Origin of the sequence: Phenylobacterium sp. (assembly GCF_035569475.1) — a bacterium.
In the GTDB taxonomy this organism is placed as follows: domain Bacteria; phylum Pseudomonadota; class Alphaproteobacteria; order Caulobacterales; family Caulobacteraceae; genus Phenylobacterium.
This window is the reverse complement of record NZ_DATMNA010000087.1, coordinates 1-17021: the sequence shown is the minus strand read 5'-3', so window position 1 is coordinate 17021 and position 17021 is coordinate 1. Positions and strand designations below refer to the sequence as shown.

Sequence of the window (17021 nt, the reverse complement as noted above, 5' to 3'; positions counted from 1 at the left end):
CAGGCGTCGGTTTAGGCTTGCGATCCTTCGGCCTTCCCCCCGCCGGAGCGATCAAGAGCCGGCCCGGCGACACCCTGGCATCCCCCCGACCAACGTCGGGCCGGCCACCTTCCTCCCCCTCCACCGCCTCTGGCTGACCGCGCCGCCGGGCGCCAAGATGCGCCATGTCCCGCGCCGATCTCGCCCGCCTGATCGCCGACGCCCGCCGCCTGGTGGTGTTCACCGGCGCGGGCATCTCCACCGAATCCGGCATCCCCGACTTCCGCAGCCCCGGCGGCGTGTGGAGCAAGATGAAGCCGATCTACTTCCAGGACTTCGTCTCCGACCCGGCGCGGCGGCGCGAGGCCTGGGAGCGGGCCTTCTCCGGCCGCGCCGGCTGGACCGGCCGCGAGCCCAACGCCGGCCACTACGCCGTCGCGCGGCTGGTGGCTCAGGGCAAGGCTGTGGCGGTGATCACCCAGAACGTCGACAACCTGCACCAGGACTCAGGCGTGCCCGCCGACCGGGTGATCGAGCTGCACGGCAACGCCAGCTACGCCAAATGCCTGGAGTGCGAGGAGCGGCATGAGCTGGCCGAGCTGAAGGAGAGCTTCCTGAAGGCCGGCGAGATCCCCTATTGCCGCCGCTGCGGCGGGCTGGTGAAGACCGCGACCATCTCGTTCGGCCAGGCCATGCCGGCCGAGCCCATGGCCCGCGCCGAGGCCGCGACCCTGGCCTGCGACGCGTTCCTGGTGCTGGGCTCGTCCCTGGTGGTGCATCCGGCCGCGGGGTTCCCGCTGCTGGCCAAGCGCAACGGCGCGCGGCTGGCCATCGTCAACCGCGAGCCCACCGACCTGGACGGCTTCGCCGACCTGGTGCTGCACGACGAGATCGGCCCGACGATGAGCGGCGCGGTCCCGGCGAACTGAGGAGCGCCTATTTCGGCGGCGCGGCGGCCGGCGGCGGCGCGAGAGGCGCGGGGGCCGGCGCGGGCGCGGCGCCCGGCGCGGCGGGCGGCGGGCCGCCAGGGCCGGCGAAGCTGTTGCGCAGGCTTGCCGCCGCGGCCTGGATCATGCCGCCGCAGCGGGTCAGCTCGGGCTGCAGGTCGTTCTTGGTGAACTTGGCCTCCTCCGCCTTCACGGCGGCGGGCAGGTCGAGACCCGGGGCGCGGGCGCTGATCCGCCCGGCGAAGAAATAGGAGCCGATCAGCGCCGGCTGCTGGCGCGCCTTGTCCTGGCTGAGCAGGGCCATGGTCAGCAGGCAGCGGACGTCGGAGGAGACCCCCTCGGACTTGGCCGGCGCATGGGCGGCGGCGGGGTGAACGGCCGTGGCCGCGGCCGCGGGCGATCCGGCCGCGACGAGGGCCGCCAGGAGCAACGGCGCGGGAAAGGCTTGCATCGGAATACCTCGAAACGGGGGAAAGGCCCTGGCCCCAGCCGCAAACGCGCGGGACCGCACTCGGATCAACTCTATAGAGGCCCGCCTGACCGGCGGTAACCCGCATTCCGAGGCCTGGCTACAGCGCCCGAAGGCGACGGGGCTGGGAAAGCGGCCGAGAAAACGCCGGCGGCCTGTCGGGGCCGCCGGCGTCGTCTGGCTTGCCGTGGGTCTCAGAGGTCCCGCAGCGTCGGGTCCGTCGGCCGCGCCATCGGGTCGGCGGGGCTGCCGTCCCGGGGTTCGGTCCGCATGCTGTCCCCGGGGGTCATCGGCTCGCGGTCCGCGAAGGAGCGGCCCTCGGCGAAGCTGCTCCGTTCACGGGCGATCTGGTCGGCGCTGTAGGGCGCGGCGGCGGGATCGAAGCTCTGCCATCCGGCCGCGCGATAGGCCGCGCCGCGCTCGGTGGCGTCCACGCCGCGCTGCTCCGCCAGGATCCGCTCCGCCGTCGCACGGTCCGTGTCGTTGCGCGGCCTGACGCTGATCAGCGTGCCGCCGCGGCGGACGCCCTCGGCGTAGACGTGGGCCTCCTCCTCCGTGTGCCCCGCATCCTTAAGCGCGCCCAGCAGACCGCCGGTGGCCCCGCCGGCGGCCGCGCCGATCGCGGCGCCGACGGCGGTGGAAACCAGCCAGCCGGCGGCCACCACGGGCCCAAGCCCGGGAATGGCCAGCATGCCGAGGCCGGCCAGCAGGCCCGCGCCTCCGCCGACCAGGCCGCCCGTGGTCGCGCCCTTGGCGGCGCCGTCGCCCGCGTGGTCGCCGTCGAGCCGGTGGCGGCCGTCGGCGTTGTTGGCGATCAGGCTGATATCCTCATGCGGTATGCCCGCCTGCTCCAGTTGGCGGACGGCGGCGACGGCGTCCTCGTGACGGTCGAATAGGCGTGTGATGGCTTGAGCCATGGTCTTTCCTCCTGGCGATTGTGGGTGGGCCGCAGCCCTATTTGGCGGTGACGGCGCCCTTGAAATCGACGGTGACGCTGACCGGCTTGCCGGACATCTTGGCGGTCGCCGTCCACATGCCGTCCGGTGTCTTCACCAGATTGCCGACGTCGGTGTAGCCGGCGTTCTCGATGTGGCCCTTCGCCTGGCCCTGGGTGAACGAGTTGGAGGCGGAGGCGACGTCGGCCGAGGTCTTGTTGGCGTCGGTGTTGACCGCGCCGTTGCTCTGCGGCGGGGAAACCACCCCGCCGCCGCTGGCGGCGTTGGCGGTGGCGTCCGCCGCATTGGCCGTCGCCGTGTTGGCGGCGTTGGCGGTGTCCGCGACGGGCGTCGCCGGCTTCGAACAGGCGCCCAGCAGCGACAGCGCGATCGCGGCCGCGATCGGCGCAGTGGAAAGGGATTTCATGGGATATCCTTCATCTGGAGAGCCAGCGGAGCGCGCGTGGGCGACGGCGGTTCCCAGGGCGGAGCTTCAGATGCAAGTTCTTGGGTTCAGGGCCGTCCCGCCCCGCCGGTTCGGCGCGGGGCGTCGGAAGGGTGGTGCCGCCTGGGTGACTCGAACACCCGACCTACGCATTACGAATGCGCCGCTCTACCGGCTGAGCTAAGGCGGCCCATCGGGCCTGGATTCCGGCCGAGCCCGAGAGGCCGGGCGCGAAGGAGCGCCTATTTAGCGGCTCTCGGCGCGCTCGCCAAGCGGCTGGCGCCGCGGCGTCTTCGACCGGGGGCCGGCGCGGGCTCGGCGGCGGCGGCCTCCTCGTCCTCATAGCCCTGCTCGTCATGGGAAAAGAGCGCCTGGGCGCCGCCGTCGGGGCTGAGGAAGGCGGCCGCGTCGGCGTAGGCGATGGGCAGCTCCGGCAGTTCGCTCAAGGTCCGCTCGCGGCGCTCGTGGCGCGGGTGGATGAGCTCGCCGGTCTCGGCGTAGGTGATCACCAGGCGGGCCCAGTCGGCGGTCTGGTAGGCGAAGGCGCGGCCCTCGGGGTCGAGATCGGACCAGTCGGGCTCCGGCGGGGCGTTCATCCCCTGGGCCAGCCACAGCCGCGCCTCGTCCGGCTGGCCGCAGGCGTAGGCGACCCGCGCCCGCAGGCCCGCGATCCGCGCGGTCACCGGCTCGGCGTCGAGGGCCGCCATGGCCAGGCCCGCGCCCGCGGCGTCGCCGACGATCAGGGCGCGTTCGACGCCCAGGATGCGACTCTCGCGGTGGCTGGGGTTCTGGGCCGCCAGCTCGGTGAGCCGCCGCGCGCGCTCGGCCGGAGTCTCGTTGGTCTTCAGGTCGCGGAAGGCGAGCCAGAGCGCCGGGTGCGGCGCCGCCTTCCAGGCGTTTTCCAGCACCGCGGTGGCGCGGCCGAGCTTTCCGTCCTCGGCCAGCAGGCGCGCGGCCATCACCACGCCGGGCGCGAACCCCGGCTGCAGCTTGGCGGCCTCGACGGCGCTGTCCAGGGCCTGGCCGCGGGCCTTGGGCTCCGGGGCGCCGGAAAGCTGGGCGGCGAGCGCGGCCAGCAGGGCGGCGCGGGCCCGCTCGGCGGTGACCGGCGGGACGATCTTGCGGTCGGCGGCGTTCTTGACCAGCTCCAGGCCCGCGCTCCATTCGGCGGCCGAGAGGCGGGCTTCCAGCAAGGCGCGCCAGGCCCAGCGCGCGCTGCGGGTCTCGCTGAAGGCCTCCTGGGCGTGGCGCAGCGCCGTCTCGCGCTCGCCCTGCGCCAGGGCGAGCTGCATCAGCCCCTTGTGGCCGGCGAGCCGCATGTCGGGGAAGCCCAGCATGGCGGTGTAGGCGGCCTGGGCGGCGGGCGCGTCGCCCGCGGCCTCGGCGGCCTGGGCGGCCAGGATGCGGACCAGGCCCGGGGTCTCGTCGGCGAGGTCGGCGGCCTTCTGCGCCAGCCTGCGGGCCTCCGAGCCGTCGCCGGCCGCCGCCGCCAGGAAGCCACGGGTCAGGGTGTCGTTGGCCTGCCGCCGCCGCGCCTCGGCGCGGGCGCGCGCGGCCCGTTGCGGCGCCGCCAGGATCCACAGGAGGGTGCGCCAGAAGACGGTGGTCAGGAGGGCGCCGAACAGGACGATCAACACCGCCACGGCCGCGGTCATGTCGGCGCGCCAGCCCAGCCAGACCACGCTGGCGCGGCCGGCGTCGCCGGTCAGGGCCAGGGCCGCGACGGCCGCCGCCGCGACGATCAGGATGGTGAGGCTGGCGCGGATCATGCGCCGCCCCTCGCCTCGCTGGCCAGGGTCTGCAGGGCCCGGGCGCGCAGCGCGAAGGCGTTGCGGTCGATCTCGGCGCGCCGCTCGGCGCGGTTGCGCCAGGGGCCCATGGCGTCCTTGGCCCCGGGCGGCAGCTTGTCGAGGGTGCGCAGCGCGCGGTCGAGGTCGCCGTCCTCCACCTGCCGCTCGGCGCGGGCCAGGACGGCGTCCACCCCGTCGCCGGCCACATCGCCCACCCGGCGCAGGGTCACGACGCGCGACAGCTCATAGACGATGCGGTCGCCCAGGCCCGCCTTTTCGCCCGGCGCGCGGGCGGCGCTGGCGGCGCGGGCGGCGTAGTCGGGGAAGCTGGCGGCCAGCGCCGTGCGGCTGGGCGCCCCGGCCGCGGCCAGGCGGGCCAGCGCCTGCAGCTCCGGCGCGGGCGGGGAAATGGCGCGCAGGCTGGACAGCTCGTCGGCGAAGGGGCCGGAGCCCTGGGTCGCCTCGACCACGGCGGAGGCGGCCAGGGCGGCGGCGGCGGCCTGGGAGGCGTGGGTCTGCTGGGTCTCCAGCGTCGCCACGCGGGCGCCCAGCCTCGCCACGTCCGCAGAGGGCGCGGCGGGCGCGGCGGCGACGGCGGGCGTCGCGCTGGGGGCGGGCGCTGCGGGCGCGGGCTCGGCGGCCGGCGGGGCCTCGGCGGCCGGCCTCGCCAAGGGCCTGGGCCCGAACCACTTCGGCCCGAAGTTGGCGATCGCCACCCCGGCCAGGACGCAGAGCAGCATCAGCGCGATCATCGCCCAGAAGGTCACCCCCAGCAGCGGGCGCGGGCGATAGTCGGCCGGATCCTTCGGCGCGGAGAAGTCGGGGGCGTCGGTGGGCGGGATCATGGGTTGCGGTCTATCAGATTCAGCAACGCCCCTTCGAGGGGCATGGACGGAAAGACCTTGGCGCCCAGCTTGGCCCGCAGCAGGGGCTTGAGCACCGCCTTGGAGAGGGCCAGCGCCCGCAGCTTCGGCGCCGGACGGGTCTTCAAGAGGGCCGCCAGCACCTGGGCGGCGCGCGGCGAGTGCAGCAGGACGGCGTCGCAGGTCGTCAGTTGGGCCGCGGCCTCGTCTTCCAACTTCAGGGGGACGGTCTCATAGAGCACGACGCGGCGGGCGGGGACGCCCTGCCTGTCCAGCGCGCCCACGAGGTCGCCGGCCGGCTCGGCGGCGCTGGGATTGAGCACCACGCCGCGCAACTCACCGCGCCGCTGGCCGATGCCCTCCGCCAGGGCCTCCACGTCGCCGTCGGCCGAGAGCACCAGCTTGAACCCCGCCGACCGCGCCGCCTGGGCGGTCGCCGCGCCGACCGCGAAGACCCGCAAGGACCGCTCGGCGCTGATGTCTGCGAAGGCGCGCACCCCGTTGGCGCTGGTGAAGGCCAGGGCGGCCACGCCTCCGAGGTCGATCTGCACGTCCGGCAGGGCGCGCACGACCAGCAACGGGGCGACGACCGCCTCATGCCCCAGCGCCCGCACCCGCTCGGCGGTGGCGTCGGCGCCCGGCTGGGCGCGGGTGATCCAGATCCTTTGTCGTCGGCGTGCCATGCCCCATCTTGTGCGCCAGAGCCTTAACCTTCTGCAAACCGTGTTACGGGGCAATCGCACTCAAGGACCCGCCTCCAGGACCGCGCCATGACCGACGACGAACGCCCCGACGAGACCCCGATCCAGCGGGCGCTGCGCCTGAAGAAGGCGGCTATCGCGGCGCGCCCCAAGCCGCCGCGCGGCGGCAAGTTCCAGCGCGAACAGGCGGCTGCGGCGCGGTCGTCGTCGAAGTCGAAGCCGTGGATGTCGCGGTAGAGCTGATGCGTCAGCTCATGAAGCCCTGAAAGACGGCGCCTTAAGTCCATGGCGGTCGGATTTGCCTGTGGGTCCCGGTGTTCGCGTCGCGAAACCGGGATGACAGCCTTGCAGAGGCGGCCGCCCTAGATCTCGATCGCGTCGCCGGCGTCGGCCTTGACCGCCAGGCCCAGGGACAGGCCGAGGTCGCGGGCCGAGGCCTGGGGGTCGGCGAGTTCGGTCATGTCCGCCTCGCCGGCGTGACGGAAGCGCCTCTGGCCGTCGGTCGACAGGGCCTCGACGATCAGCTTCAGGTGCGCGCCCTCGAACCAGGCGTGGGCGCCGATGGCGGTCTTGCAGGACCCCTCCAGGGCGGCCAGCGCCCCGCGCTCGGCCGCGACGGCGATGGTGGTGGGCGCGTGGCTGATCGCCTGCACCCAGGCCGCGTCGCAGTCGCCGACCCGGGTCTCGATGGCGAGCGCGCCCTGGCCCGGCGCCGGCGGGCACTCGATCGGGTCGATCAGGCTCTGCGCCCGGTCGCCCAGGCCCAGGCGCTTCAACCCCGCATAGGCCAGCAGGATGGCGTCGGCGTCGCCGGCCGCCAGCTTGGCCAGCCGGGTGTCGACGTTGCCGCGCAGCATCCGGACGTCGAGGTCGGGGCGGCGGTGCAGCATCTGGGCCTGGCGGCGCAGGCTGGCGGTGCCCAGGACCGCGCCGAGGGGCAGGTCCTCCAGCCGCTCGGCCTTCAGGCTGAGGAAGGCGTCGCGCGGGTCCTCGCGCTCCGGGATGGCGGCGATGCAGAGGCCGTCGGGCACGAGGGCCGGCATGTCCTTCAGCGAATGGACGGCGCAGTCGATGCGGCCGTCGAGCAGGGCCTCCTCGATCTCCTTGGTGAACATGCCCTTGCCGCCGATCTCCAGCAGGCGGCGGTCCTGCACCCGGTCGCCGGTGGTGGTGATGACGATCAGCGGGGCGGCGGCCTCGACCTGGGCGGGCTTGTCCGGGTCGGCGCCGAGGGCGGCGGCGATGCGCCGCTGCATGTGGCCAGCCTGGGCCAGGCTGAGCTTGGAGCCGCGCGCGCCGATCCGGACAGGTGGTTGCGTGGGCACGGGCGGAGGGCTACCTCGGAGGGGACTTCAAGATGCGCCTGCTACAGGAGCCGGCGCCCCCCGGCAACCGGATGAACCCCGACACCCAAACCGTCCCCCAATTGGTCCTGGGCCTGGAGACGAGCTGCGACGAGACCGCGGCGGCCGTGGTGCGCCTGGGACCGGACGGCGCGGTCGAGGTCAAGTCCTCGGTGATCGCCAGCCAGATCGCCGCGCACGCCCCGTTCGGCGGGGTGGTTCCGGAGATCGCGGCGCGGGCGCACGTGGAGAGCATCGACGCCATCGCAGCCGAGGCCCTGCGCGAGGCCGGCGTCGGGTTCGACGCCCTGACCGGCGTGGCGGCCACCGCCGGCCCCGGCCTGGTCGGCGGGGTGATGGTGGGCCTGTCCTTCGGCAAGGCCATTGCGCTGGCCCGCGGCCTGCCGCTGGCGGCCGTGAACCACCTGGAGGGCCATGCGGTCTCCGCCCGCCTGGCGGCGCGGGTGGACTATCCCTTCCTGCTGCTGCTGGTCTCGGGCGGTCACTGCCAGCTCCTGGCGGTGGAGGGCGTCGGGGCCTGCCGCCGCCTGGGCTCGACCATCGACGACGCGGCCGGCGAAGCCTTCGACAAGATCGCCAAGACGCTCGGCCTGCCCTATCCCGGCGGCCCGGCGCTCGAGGCCCTGGCGGCGACCGGCGACGCGAGCCGCTTCGAGCTGCCGCGCATGCTGCTGGGGCGCAAGGACTGCGACTTCTCCTTCTCGGGCCTGAAGACCGCCGCGGCGCGGCTGGCCGAGGGCCTGACCACCGACGCCGAGCGGGCCGACCTGGCGGCGAGCGTCCAGGCCGCCATCGCCACCCAGCTCGCCGAGCGCAGCGACCGGGCCATGGCGGCCTACGCCGCCGCGCAGGCGGGCCCAGGCCTTCGGTTCGTGGTGGCGGGCGGCGTCGCCGCCAACCGGGCGGTGCGGGCGCGCCTGCAGGCCGTGGCCGAAGCGCGCGGCTTTTCCTTCACCGCCCCGCCGCTCGCCTACTGCACGGACAACGCCGCCATGATCGCGCTGGCCGGCGCGGAGCGGCTGGCGCTGGGGATGTCCGACCCGCTGGATGCAGCCGCCCGGCCCCGCTGGCCGTTGGATGAGGCCGCGGCCAGCGCCAACCCGACGCACGCGCCCGGCCGCAAGGGCGCGAAGGCATGACAAAAGCAGGCGTGATCGGCGGCGGCGCCTGGGGCACGGCCCTGGCCCAGGTCTGCGCCCGGGCGGGCCTCGAGACCACGCTCTGGGCGCGCGAGGCCGATGTGGTGGCGTCCGTGAACACCAGCCACGAGAACACCAGCTTCCTGCCGGGCGTGGATCTTGACGCCGGCATCCGCGCCACCGGCGACTTCGCCGATTTGGCCGGCAGCGACCTGGTGCTGGCCGTGGCGCCGGCCCAGCACCTGCGCGCGACCCTCGCGGCCTTCGCCCCCCACGCCCGCGAGGGCTTGCGCATCCTGCTCTGCGCCAAAGGGATCGAGCAGGGCTCCCTGAAGCTGATGACCGAGGTGCTGGCCGAGACCCTGCCGCACGCCCAGCCCGCCGTCCTGTCGGGCCCGAGCTTCGCCGGCGAGGTGGCGCGCGGCCTGCCGACCGCGGTGACCCTGGCCTGTCCCGATCCCGGCTGCGCCGAGGATCTGGCCGAGCTGATCGCCACGCCGACGTTCCGGCCCTACTTCGCCACCGACATGATCGGGGCCGAGGCCGGCGGGGCGGTGAAGAATGTGCTGGCCATCGCCTGCGGCATCGTCGAGGGCCGGGGCCTCGGCCGAAGCGCCCACGCCGCCCTGATCACCCGGGGCTTCTCCGAGCTGACCCGGATCGCGGTCGCCCTGGGCGGCGAGGCCGAGACCGTGGCAGGGCTCTGCGGCCTGGGCGACCTGGTGCTCACCTGCTCCAGCCCGCAGTCGCGCAACATGAGCGTCGGCCTGGCGCTCGGCCGCGGCCAGTCTCTGGACGACGCCCTGTCCGGCAAGCTCTCCGTGGCCGAAGGCGTCGCCACCGCGCCCGCCGTGCGCCAGCTCGCCCGCAAGCTCGGCGTCGACACCCCGATCTGCGAGGCCACCGCCGCGATCCTGGCCGGCGAGGTCGGCGTCGACGACGCCATCCGCGGCCTGCTCTCCCGACCCCTACGCGAGGAATAGATGGCGCTCTTCATCCTGGCCTGTTTCGACAAGCCCCATTCGCTCGACCTGCGCATGGCCACCCGCGAGGCGCACCTGGCCTATGCGCGGGACCGGGCCGCGATGATCAAGGTGGCCGGGCCGATGTTGGGCGACGGCGAGGCCATGGCCGGCTCGCTGTTCATCCTGGAGGCCGAGGACCGCGCCCAGGTCGAGGCGTTCAACGCCGCCGACCCCTATCAGCAGGCCGGGCTGTTCGGCCAGGTCGAGATCCGCGGCTTCCGGGCATCCATTGGTCAACTCTGAGGACAATCCCGCGCGGCCGGCCCCAGGCCAGCGCCTCTGCGCGCTGACCGACCTGGCCGACCCCGGCTCCAGGGGCTTCCGCTTCCGGGCCGACAGCCGGCTGTTCGCGGGCTTCCTCGTGCGCGAGGGCGAGGCGGTGCGCGGCTTCGTCGACCAGTGCCCGCACGCCGGCTGGCCCCTGGGCTTCGACGACCGCTACCTGACCAGGGCCGGCGACCACATCCTCTGCGCCGGCCACGGGGCCTTGTTCAACCTGCAGGGCCTGGGCGTCACTACCCCCTGCGTCGGCGACCGCCTGACCGCCTGGCCGGTGGAGGTCCGCGGCGGCGAGGTGTTCACGGCGTGATTTTTCCCATTCATGGGAAAGGAAGATCAGCCCGGCGCCACTTCCGCACTGAACGCCGCCACGTCCTCGATCAGGCCCGCCACGGCGGCCTTCACCAGTTCGCCGCCCTTGTCCGGGGTGGCCTGGCCCGGGTCGGAGCCCATGCGGCCGTCGGGGTAGCGGGCGCGGAAGTCCAGCGCTTCGCGGATCGGGCCCGTGGGCGCGATCTGGGGCGCGTAGTTGGCCGACTTGATGGCGTCCGGATAGCCCCACTGGGTGACGGCGATCTCCGACGGCGTCGCGTGGCTGCCGTGGCCGGTGGGGAACTGGCGGTTGGCCAGGCTCATCACGCCCTTCAGCTCCCACCAGTTCTTCTGCTTGCAGGCGAAGCCGCGGTTGCGCCGGGCGTAGGTGGCCTCCGCGTAGAGTTCGGAGAAGGCCGCGTCGATGGTGGCGACATTGCCCCCGTGGCCGTTCAGGAAGTAGAGCTTCTCGAAGCCCGCGAGGCCCAGGCTGCGGCACCAGTCGCCGATTGCCGCCATGAAGGTCGAGGGCCGCAGCGCGATGGTGCCCGGGAAGCCCAGGTGATGCTGGGCCATGCCGATGTTGAAGGTGGGCGCGACCAGCAGGTCGGCGGTCTTCTGCGCCTCGTGGGCGATGATCTCGGGACAGAGCCAGTCGGTGCCGAGCAGGCCGGTCGGCCCGTGCTGCTCGTTGGAGCCGATGGGGATCACCACCGTCTTCGAGCGCTTCAGGTAGTCCTCGATCTCTTGCCAGGTCGAGAGGTGCAGCAGCATGGGAGCCTCGTGGTCGGCGTCTGTCCCCGCATAGGCGTTTGGGGGCCGCGAGGCTAGGGCGCGCCGGTCAGCGCGTTGGCCGCGACCGACCGGGCGGGCATGCCGACCAGGCGCCAGACGCCCTTGCGCCGGGCGAACTCCAGCAGGCACTTCTTCGTCGCCGCCTGTTCCAGGCAGACGTGGTTCAGGTCGCGGACCTTCATGCGCGGCGTGACCTGGGCGGGCGTCGGCGCGGCGGGCCAGCCGGGCGCGGTCTGGGCGGCGGCCAGGCGCACGGCCTGCGGGCTGATCATCCGGTCGAGCGCGAACTCCGAGGCGCCGCCGTCGACGTCCATGCCCCGCGACTTGCCCACCTCGGCCAACTGGTCGCGCAGGTCCGATCGCAGGGCGGCGCGGTCGACGCCGGCCTCGAAGGCCGTCAGGTCGTCCCGCTGGACCGCGGCGAGGAAGCCCGCGATGGCCTTGGACGCATCGCTGCGCTCGCCCAGGCCGCAGGCGCTGAGCAGGAACGCCAGCGCCGAAAGCGCCGCCACGAATCCCCGGGTCTGCATCGGCCGACCATGGCCGGACCCGCCGTTCCGGGCAAGCGTGACCAGTGGCGGGAGTTGCGCCCGCATGGCCTCTCCGCATACTCCAGTGAGAAGCCGTCTTCCGGAGTGTTCAGGTGTCCGACAACGAGGTCTTTCCGGTTCCCGAGGCCTGGGCGAAGAACGCCCGGATGAACGCCGCGGCCTATGACGCCGCCGTCGCCCGGGTGGAAAGCGACCCCGACGGCTACTGGACCGACGTGGCGGGCCGCCTCGACTGGATCAAGCCGTTCACCCAGGTGAAGGACGTCTCCTTCGACGCCAAGGACTTTCGGGTGCGCTGGTATGCCGACGGCGTGCTGAACGTCTCCGTCAACTGCGTCGACCGCCATCTGCCGGAGCGCGCCGACCAGACGGCGATCATCTGGGAAAGCGACGACGGCCAGACCAGCGACAACATCACCTATGGCCAGCTGCATTCCGAAGTCTGCCGCATGGCCAATGTGCTGAAGGCCAAAGGCGTCAAGAAGGGCGACCGGGTCACCATCTACCTGCCGATGATCCCGCAGGCGGCCTACGCCATGCTGGCCTGCGCGCGGATCGGGGCGATCCATTCGGTGATCTTCGGCGGCTTCTCGCCGGACTCGATCGCCGGGCGCATCCAGGACTGCGATTCCAGGATCGTCATCACCGCCGACGAGGGCCTGCGCGGCGGCAAGCCGGTGCCGCTGAAGAAGAACGTCGACGAGGCGCTGCGTTCCTGCCCCGGCGTCAGCGACGTGATCGTGGTCCGCCGCACCAAGGCCGAGGTGCCCATGACCGCCGGCCGCGATGTCTTCTATTCGGAGATCAAGGCCACGGTCTCCGACCAGTGCGATCCCGAGCCGATGAGCGCCGAGGATCCGCTGTTCATTCTCTACACCTCCGGCTCGACGGGGAAACCGAAGGGCGTGCTGCACACCACCGGCGGCTACCTGACCTGGGCCAGCCACACCCACGAGCTGGTCTTCGACTATCGGCCTGGCGAGGTCTTCTGGTGCACCGCCGACGTGGGCTGGGTGACCGGGCACAGCTATGTGGTCTATGGCCCGCTGGCCAATGCGGCGACCACGGTGATGTTCGAGGGCGTGCCCAACTACCCGACCTCCTCGCGGTTCTGGGAGGTCTGCGACAAGCACAAGGTGGAAATCTTCTATACCGCGCCCACCGCTATCCGCGCCCTGATGCGCGAGGGCGACGAGCCGGTGAACCGCACCTCGCGCAGCTCCGTCCGCCTGCTGGGCACGGTGGGCGAGCCGATCAATCCGGAGGCCTGGCTCTGGTACCACCGCGTGGTGGGCGAAGGCCGCTGCCCGATCGTCGACACCTGGTGGCAGACCGAGACCGGCGCCTGCCTGATGAGCCCGCTGCCGGGCGCCACAGCCCTGAAGCCGGGCTCCTGCGCCAAGCCGTTGCCCGGCGTGAAGCCGCAACTGGTGGACGCCGACGGCAAGGTTCTGGAGGGCGCGGTGAGCGGCAACCTCTGCCTGACCGACAGTTGGCCCGGCATGATGCGCACCGTCTATGGCGACCACCAGCGGTTCATCGCCACCTATTTCACGACCTATCCCGGGAAGTACTTCACCGGCGACGGGGCGCGGCGGGACGAGGACGGCTATTACTGGATCACCGGCCGCGTGGACGACGTGATCAACGTCTCCGGGCACCGCCTGGGCACCGCGGAGATCGAGAGCGCCCTCGTGGGCCACACCTCGGTCGCCGAGGCCGCGGTCGTGGGTTACCCGCATGAGGTCAAGGGCCAGGGCATCTATTGCTATGTGACGCTGAAGGCCGACGTGGCCGCCAGCGCCGCCCTGGAGGTGGAGCTGCGCAACTGGGTGCGCCGCGAGATCGGCCCCTTCGCCTCGCCCGACGTGATCCAGTTCGCGCCGGGCCTGCCCAAGACCCGCTCCGGCAAGATCATGCGCCGGATCCTGCGCAAGGTCGCCGAGGGCGACGTGGGCAACCTGGGCGACACGACCACCCTGGCCGATCCCAGCGTGGTGGACGATCTGGTTCGCAACCGGGCCGACGACAGCGCCCCGGACGTCATCGCGGTCGGCGGCCATAAGGTCCCGGCCGGCGAGATCGAGCAGATCCTGGAATCCTTCGACGGCGTGCTGGAAAGCGCCTGCGTCGCCGGGACGGACGGCGTCCACGCCTATGTGGTCCTGGCGCCGGGCACGGCCGCCACCGACATCCTGGAGGCCGAGCTGAAGGGCCTGGTGCGGCGCGAGGTGGGACCCGCGGCGGTTCCCGGCCGCGTCCGCTTCGTGTCCGAGCTTCCGAGGAGCAAGTCCGGCCACCTGGCCCGCCGCGTGCTGCGCAAGCTTGCGGCCGGCGACGTGGCCGACCTCGGCGATCCGGGCGCGCTCGCCAATCCGCACGTCCTCGACGAACTCCTGAAGGCCCCGGCGAGCGCCTAGGCCCGGCGCCTGGCAGCCTGTTGGCGAGATGCGAGGGACCTTCATCATCGCCGCGGTAGGGGCCATGCTTGGCGCCGCTCCGGCGCTCGGCGTCGAGCTGCCGGAACGCGCGCAGGCGGCGCTGGAGCGCGGGCGGCCCTATGTGGAAGTCAAGCCCGGCCCCGACGGGTCCTCCGGGGTGATCCTGGCCGCCATCGACGTGGCCGCGCCACAGGCGGTGGTCTGGAGCGTGATGACCGACTGCGACCTGGCGCCGAAGATGGTCGCCAACCTGAAGAGCTGCCGTATCCTGGACCGCGATCCGCAGGGCCGCTGGGACATCCGCGAGGAGATCACCAGGATGACCTTCATGCCCTCGGTGCGCACGGTCTATCGCGAGGATTTCGACCCGCCGGACGGCATGGCTTTCCACCGCACCGACGGAGACCTGAAGGTGCTGGAAGGCGAATGGCGCCTGGCCCCGCACGGCGACCAGGTGCGGGTGACCTACGAGGCGCGCGTCGCCGCGCCCTTCGCCGTGCCCGGCTGGGTGGCGCGCATCGCCCTGCGCCACGACGTGCCCATGGCGCTGCTGGCCCTGCGCCGTGAGGCCATGGCTCGAACCCCATGAAATGGGCGCCATGACGCCCGACCTGCCCGCCGCCCTGCGCACGGCGCTGGACCGCGCCCTGGAGGGCGTGCCCCGCAAGGGGCTGGCGGAGCGCGCCGCGCGCACGTCGGAAGCCTACCGCGCCGGCCGCCCGTCCTCCGGCGTGATCCGCGAGGCCGAGGACGCCTTGGCCTACGCGCTCACCCGCCTGCCCGCGACCTACGCGGCCTGCGCCCGGGCGTTCGCCGAGGCCGCGGCGCGGGCGCCGGGCTTTGCGCCGAGCCGCCTGCTGGACGCCGGCGCGGGGACCGGAGCGGCGAGCTGGGCGGCGATGGCGGCCTGGCCCGGCTTGGCATCGCTGACATGGCTGGACGCCAGCCCGCCCTTCCTCGAGCTGGCCGTCCGGCTCGCGGCGGACGGACCGCCGGCGCTGCGCGCGGCCGAGGCCCGCCGCGCCGACCTGACCGCCGCGGGCCCGTGGCCCAGGGCCGACCTGGTCGTGGCCAGCTACGCCCTGGCCGAGATCGCGCCCGACAGGCAGATTTCGACAATCAACGAGTTATGGGCCGCCTGCGAGGGCGTCCTGGCGCTGGTCGAGCCCGGAACCCCGGCCGGCTACGCCCGCATCCTGGCGGCGCGCGAGGCGCTGATCGCCGGCGGCGCGGCCATCCTGGCGCCCTGCCCGCACGAGGCCGCCTGCCCGCTGACCGGCCAGGACTGGTGTCATTTCAATGTCCGCCTGCCGCGCAGCCGCGACCATCGCCTGGCCAAGGGCGGCGAGGTCCCCTTTGAGGACGAACGGTTCAGCTACCTGATCGCCGCACGCCCGGGGATCGCCGCCGGGCCGCCGCGCCCGCGGGTCCTGGCCCCGCCGCGCACCGGCAAGCCGGGCATCGCGCTCAAGCTCTGCGGCCTCGACGGCCGGGTCGAGGTGCGGCTGGTCGGCAGGCGCGACAAGGCCGCCTACGCGCTCGCCCGGCGCCTCGACTGGGGCGACGTCCTCTAATCGGCGTGGGGAAGCGCCCCGGGGAACGGATGACCAAGCCGTAAGCTTCCTCCGGAGAGCGCCGGTGCTAAGGATGGCGGCTGTTTATTCTCGGAGCCGTCCATGCCCCGCTCGACCCTCAGCGTCCTCGCCCTCAGCCTGACCCTGGCCTTCGCCGCACCGGCCCTGGCCGAGCCCGCCAGCGTCGTCCCGCCGATCGTCTACCATCAGCGGACGCTGCCCAACGGGCTGCAGGTCTACACCTCGCTGGACCGGGCGACGCCGAACGTGACGGTGCAGCTCTGGTACGGCGTGGGGTCGAAGGACGACCCGGCCGGCCGCTCGGGCTTCGCCCACCTCTTCGAACATCTGATGTTCAAGGCCACCAAGGACCTGCCGGCCGAAAGCTTCGACCGGCTGACCGAGGACGTGGGCGGGCTGAACAACGCCTCCACCGCCGACGATTACACCAACTACTACGAGGTCGTGCCGGCCAACCACCTGGAGCGGCTGATCTGGGCCGAGGCCGAGCGGATGGGAACGCTCGTGGTCGACGAGGCGGATTTCAAGTCCGAGCGCCACGTGGTCGAGGAGGAGCTGCGCCAGCGTGTGCTGGCCTCGCCTTACGGGCGCCTGTTCTCGCTCTACCTGCCGCAGGCGACCTATACGACCCATCCCTATCATCGCCCCGGGATCGGCTCGATCGAGGACCTGGACGCGGCGACCCTCGACGACGTGCGGGCCTTCCACGCGGCCTACTACCGGCCCGACAACGCCGCCCTGATCGTGGTCGGCAACTTCGACGAGGCCCAGCTCAACGCCTGGATCGACAAGTATTTCGGCCCGCTCCAGGACCCGGCCCAGCCGGTCAGCCGCGTCACCGCCGTCGAACCGCGCCGCCTCAAGCCCGGGGTCTACGAAGGCTATGGCCCCAATGTGCCGTTGCCGGCGGTGGCGATCACCTGGCTGGGCGCCAAGGCGTCGGACCCCGACGCGCCGGCCCTGAAGGTGCTCGACGCCATCCTGTCGACCGGCAAGTCCTCGCGGCTCTACGACAGCCTGGTCTACGAGAAGCAGATCGCCGCCGAGGTCTATTCCAACGCCGACCTGCCGGCCCAGCCCGGGAACTTCGCGGTGGGCGCGATCATGGCGTCGGGCCACAGCCTGGCGGAGGGCGAGGCCGCCCTGCTCGCCCAGGTGCAGCGCCTGCGCGACGCTCCGCCCACCCAGGCCGAGCTGGACACCGCCAAGAACCAGCTCATCACCGGCAAGCTGCGCGAGCGCGAGACCATTGAGGGCCGCGGCTTCGCCCTGGGCTACGCCCTGCGCATCGACGGCGACGCGGCAAAGGCCAACACCGAACTCGCCGACCTGCAGGCGGTGACCGCCGCCGACGTGCAACGGGTGGCGAAGGCCTACCTCGACCCGAACCT

19 protein-coding genes, 1 tRNA gene and 1 pseudogene are annotated in these 17021 nt (G+C 73.0%); 11 read left to right on the top strand and 10 right to left on the bottom strand.

What is annotated here, in order from left to right:
* Positions 1–164: 164 nt before the first annotated feature.
* Entirely contained in the window at positions 165–908 is a 744-nt protein-coding gene (locus VNW53_RS13115) for a Sir2 family NAD-dependent protein deacetylase (RefSeq protein ID WP_325556119.1), read from the top strand.
* Between the two features lie 7 nt (positions 909–915).
* Here VNW53_RS13115 and VNW53_RS13110 read toward each other — a convergent pair whose 3' ends face one another.
* The 7 genes from VNW53_RS13110 to VNW53_RS13080 form a co-directional block, all read right to left on the bottom strand.
* The gene (locus tag VNW53_RS13110; protein WP_325556118.1) at positions 916–1377 is read right to left on the bottom strand and encodes a hypothetical protein; all 462 of its coding nucleotides are present in this window, start codon (positions 1375–1377) and stop codon (positions 916–918) included.
* 212 nt (positions 1378–1589) lie between these two features.
* Positions 1590–2312, bottom strand: coding sequence for a hypothetical protein (locus tag VNW53_RS13105; RefSeq protein ID WP_325556117.1), 723 nt, complete (start codon positions 2310–2312; stop codon positions 1590–1592).
* Positions 2313–2349: 37 nt separating this feature from the next.
* Positions 2350–2757 (bottom strand): hypothetical protein, encoded by a 408-nt coding sequence (locus tag VNW53_RS13100; RefSeq protein ID WP_325556116.1) that lies wholly within the window; start codon positions 2755–2757, stop codon positions 2350–2352.
* 132 nt (positions 2758–2889) lie between these two features.
* Positions 2890–2965: transfer RNA gene (locus VNW53_RS13095), tRNA-Thr, on the bottom strand.
* A 52-nt stretch (positions 2966–3017) separates the two neighbouring features.
* Positions 3018–4544 carry a heme biosynthesis HemY N-terminal domain-containing protein gene (locus VNW53_RS13090; RefSeq protein ID WP_325556115.1) on the bottom strand — a complete coding sequence of 509 codons (1527 nt, stop codon included), beginning with the start codon at positions 4542–4544 and terminating at the stop codon, positions 3018–3020.
* Positions 4541–5410: a COG4223 family protein gene (locus VNW53_RS13085; RefSeq protein ID WP_325556114.1), complete on the bottom strand. Its 870-nt coding sequence runs from the start codon at positions 5408–5410 to the stop codon at positions 4541–4543. Before VNW53_RS13085 ends, VNW53_RS13090 begins: the two co-directional genes overlap by 4 nt.
* Positions 5407–6111, bottom strand: coding sequence for a uroporphyrinogen-III synthase (locus VNW53_RS13080; RefSeq protein WP_325556113.1), 705 nt, complete (start codon positions 6109–6111; stop codon positions 5407–5409). Before VNW53_RS13080 ends, VNW53_RS13085 begins: the two co-directional genes overlap by 4 nt.
* A gap of 87 nt (positions 6112–6198) precedes the next feature.
* Between VNW53_RS13080 and VNW53_RS13075 the strand changes: the two genes are divergently transcribed.
* On the top strand, positions 6199–6366 hold the full coding sequence (locus VNW53_RS13075) for a hypothetical protein (RefSeq protein WP_325556112.1): 168 nt from the start codon (positions 6199–6201) through the stop codon (positions 6364–6366).
* Between the two features lie 125 nt (positions 6367–6491).
* Here the strand turns inward: VNW53_RS13075 and hemC are convergent, their stop codons facing one another.
* A complete protein-coding gene (gene hemC, locus VNW53_RS13070) occupies positions 6492–7454 on the bottom strand; it encodes a hydroxymethylbilane synthase (protein WP_325556111.1) in 963 nt (320 codons plus the stop codon).
* A gap of 71 nt (positions 7455–7525) precedes the next feature.
* On the opposite strand from hemC, the gene tsaD reads away from it, so the two are divergent.
* Genes tsaD through VNW53_RS13050 form a run of 4 tightly spaced genes read left to right on the top strand, consistent with a single transcriptional unit; the run spans position 7526 to position 10246 of the window.
* A complete protein-coding gene (tsaD, locus tag VNW53_RS13065) occupies positions 7526–8632 on the top strand; it encodes a tRNA (adenosine(37)-N6)-threonylcarbamoyltransferase complex transferase subunit TsaD (protein ID WP_325556189.1) in 1107 nt (368 codons plus the stop codon).
* The gene (locus VNW53_RS13060) at positions 8629–9615 is read left to right on the top strand and encodes an NAD(P)H-dependent glycerol-3-phosphate dehydrogenase (RefSeq protein ID WP_325556110.1); all 987 of its coding nucleotides are present in this window, start codon (positions 8629–8631) and stop codon (positions 9613–9615) included. Before tsaD ends, VNW53_RS13060 begins: the two co-directional genes overlap by 4 nt.
* A complete protein-coding gene (locus VNW53_RS13055) occupies positions 9616–9900 on the top strand; it encodes a YciI family protein (protein WP_325556109.1) in 285 nt (94 codons plus the stop codon). It begins immediately after the preceding gene.
* Complete coding sequence (locus tag VNW53_RS13050) at positions 9887–10246, top strand: Rieske (2Fe-2S) protein (RefSeq protein ID WP_325556108.1); 360 nt, start codon at positions 9887–9889, stop codon at positions 10244–10246. The genes VNW53_RS13055 and VNW53_RS13050 overlap by 14 nt, the downstream gene beginning before the upstream one ends.
* Positions 10247–10272: 26 nt before the next feature.
* Here the strand turns inward: VNW53_RS13050 and VNW53_RS13045 are convergent, their stop codons facing one another.
* Both VNW53_RS13045 and VNW53_RS13040 read right to left on the bottom strand, forming a co-directional pair.
* Complete coding sequence (locus VNW53_RS13045; protein WP_325556107.1) at positions 10273–11022, bottom strand: creatininase family protein; 750 nt, start codon at positions 11020–11022, stop codon at positions 10273–10275.
* Between the two features lie 53 nt (positions 11023–11075).
* Positions 11076–11639 carry a hypothetical protein gene (locus VNW53_RS13040; protein WP_325556106.1) on the bottom strand — a complete coding sequence of 188 codons (564 nt, stop codon included), beginning with the start codon at positions 11637–11639 and terminating at the stop codon, positions 11076–11078.
* A gap of 101 nt (positions 11640–11740) precedes the next feature.
* On the opposite strand from VNW53_RS13040, the pseudogene acs reads away from it, so the two are divergent.
* From acs to VNW53_RS13015, 5 genes and pseudogenes are all read left to right on the top strand, one after another.
* Positions 11741–13618, top strand: a pseudogene (gene acs / locus VNW53_RS13035) (acetate--CoA ligase); the annotation flags it as partial.
* Positions 13592–14014 carry an AMP-binding enzyme gene (locus VNW53_RS13030; protein ID WP_325556188.1) on the top strand — a complete coding sequence of 141 codons (423 nt, stop codon included), beginning with the start codon at positions 13592–13594 and terminating at the stop codon, positions 14012–14014. The pseudogene acs and the gene VNW53_RS13030, both read left to right, overlap by 27 nt.
* 64 nt (positions 14015–14078) lie before the next feature.
* Positions 14079–14624: an SRPBCC family protein gene (locus tag VNW53_RS13025; protein ID WP_325556105.1), complete on the top strand. Its 546-nt coding sequence runs from the start codon at positions 14079–14081 to the stop codon at positions 14622–14624.
* A gap of 10 nt (positions 14625–14634) precedes the next feature.
* On the top strand, positions 14635–15609 hold the full coding sequence (locus VNW53_RS13020; protein ID WP_325556104.1) for a small ribosomal subunit Rsm22 family protein: 975 nt from the start codon (positions 14635–14637) through the stop codon (positions 15607–15609).
* Positions 15610–15711: 102 nt separating this feature from the next.
* Positions 15712–17021, top strand: a 1310-nt coding sequence (locus VNW53_RS13015; RefSeq protein ID WP_325556103.1) for a pitrilysin family protein, incomplete at its 3' end; no start/stop codon positions are given.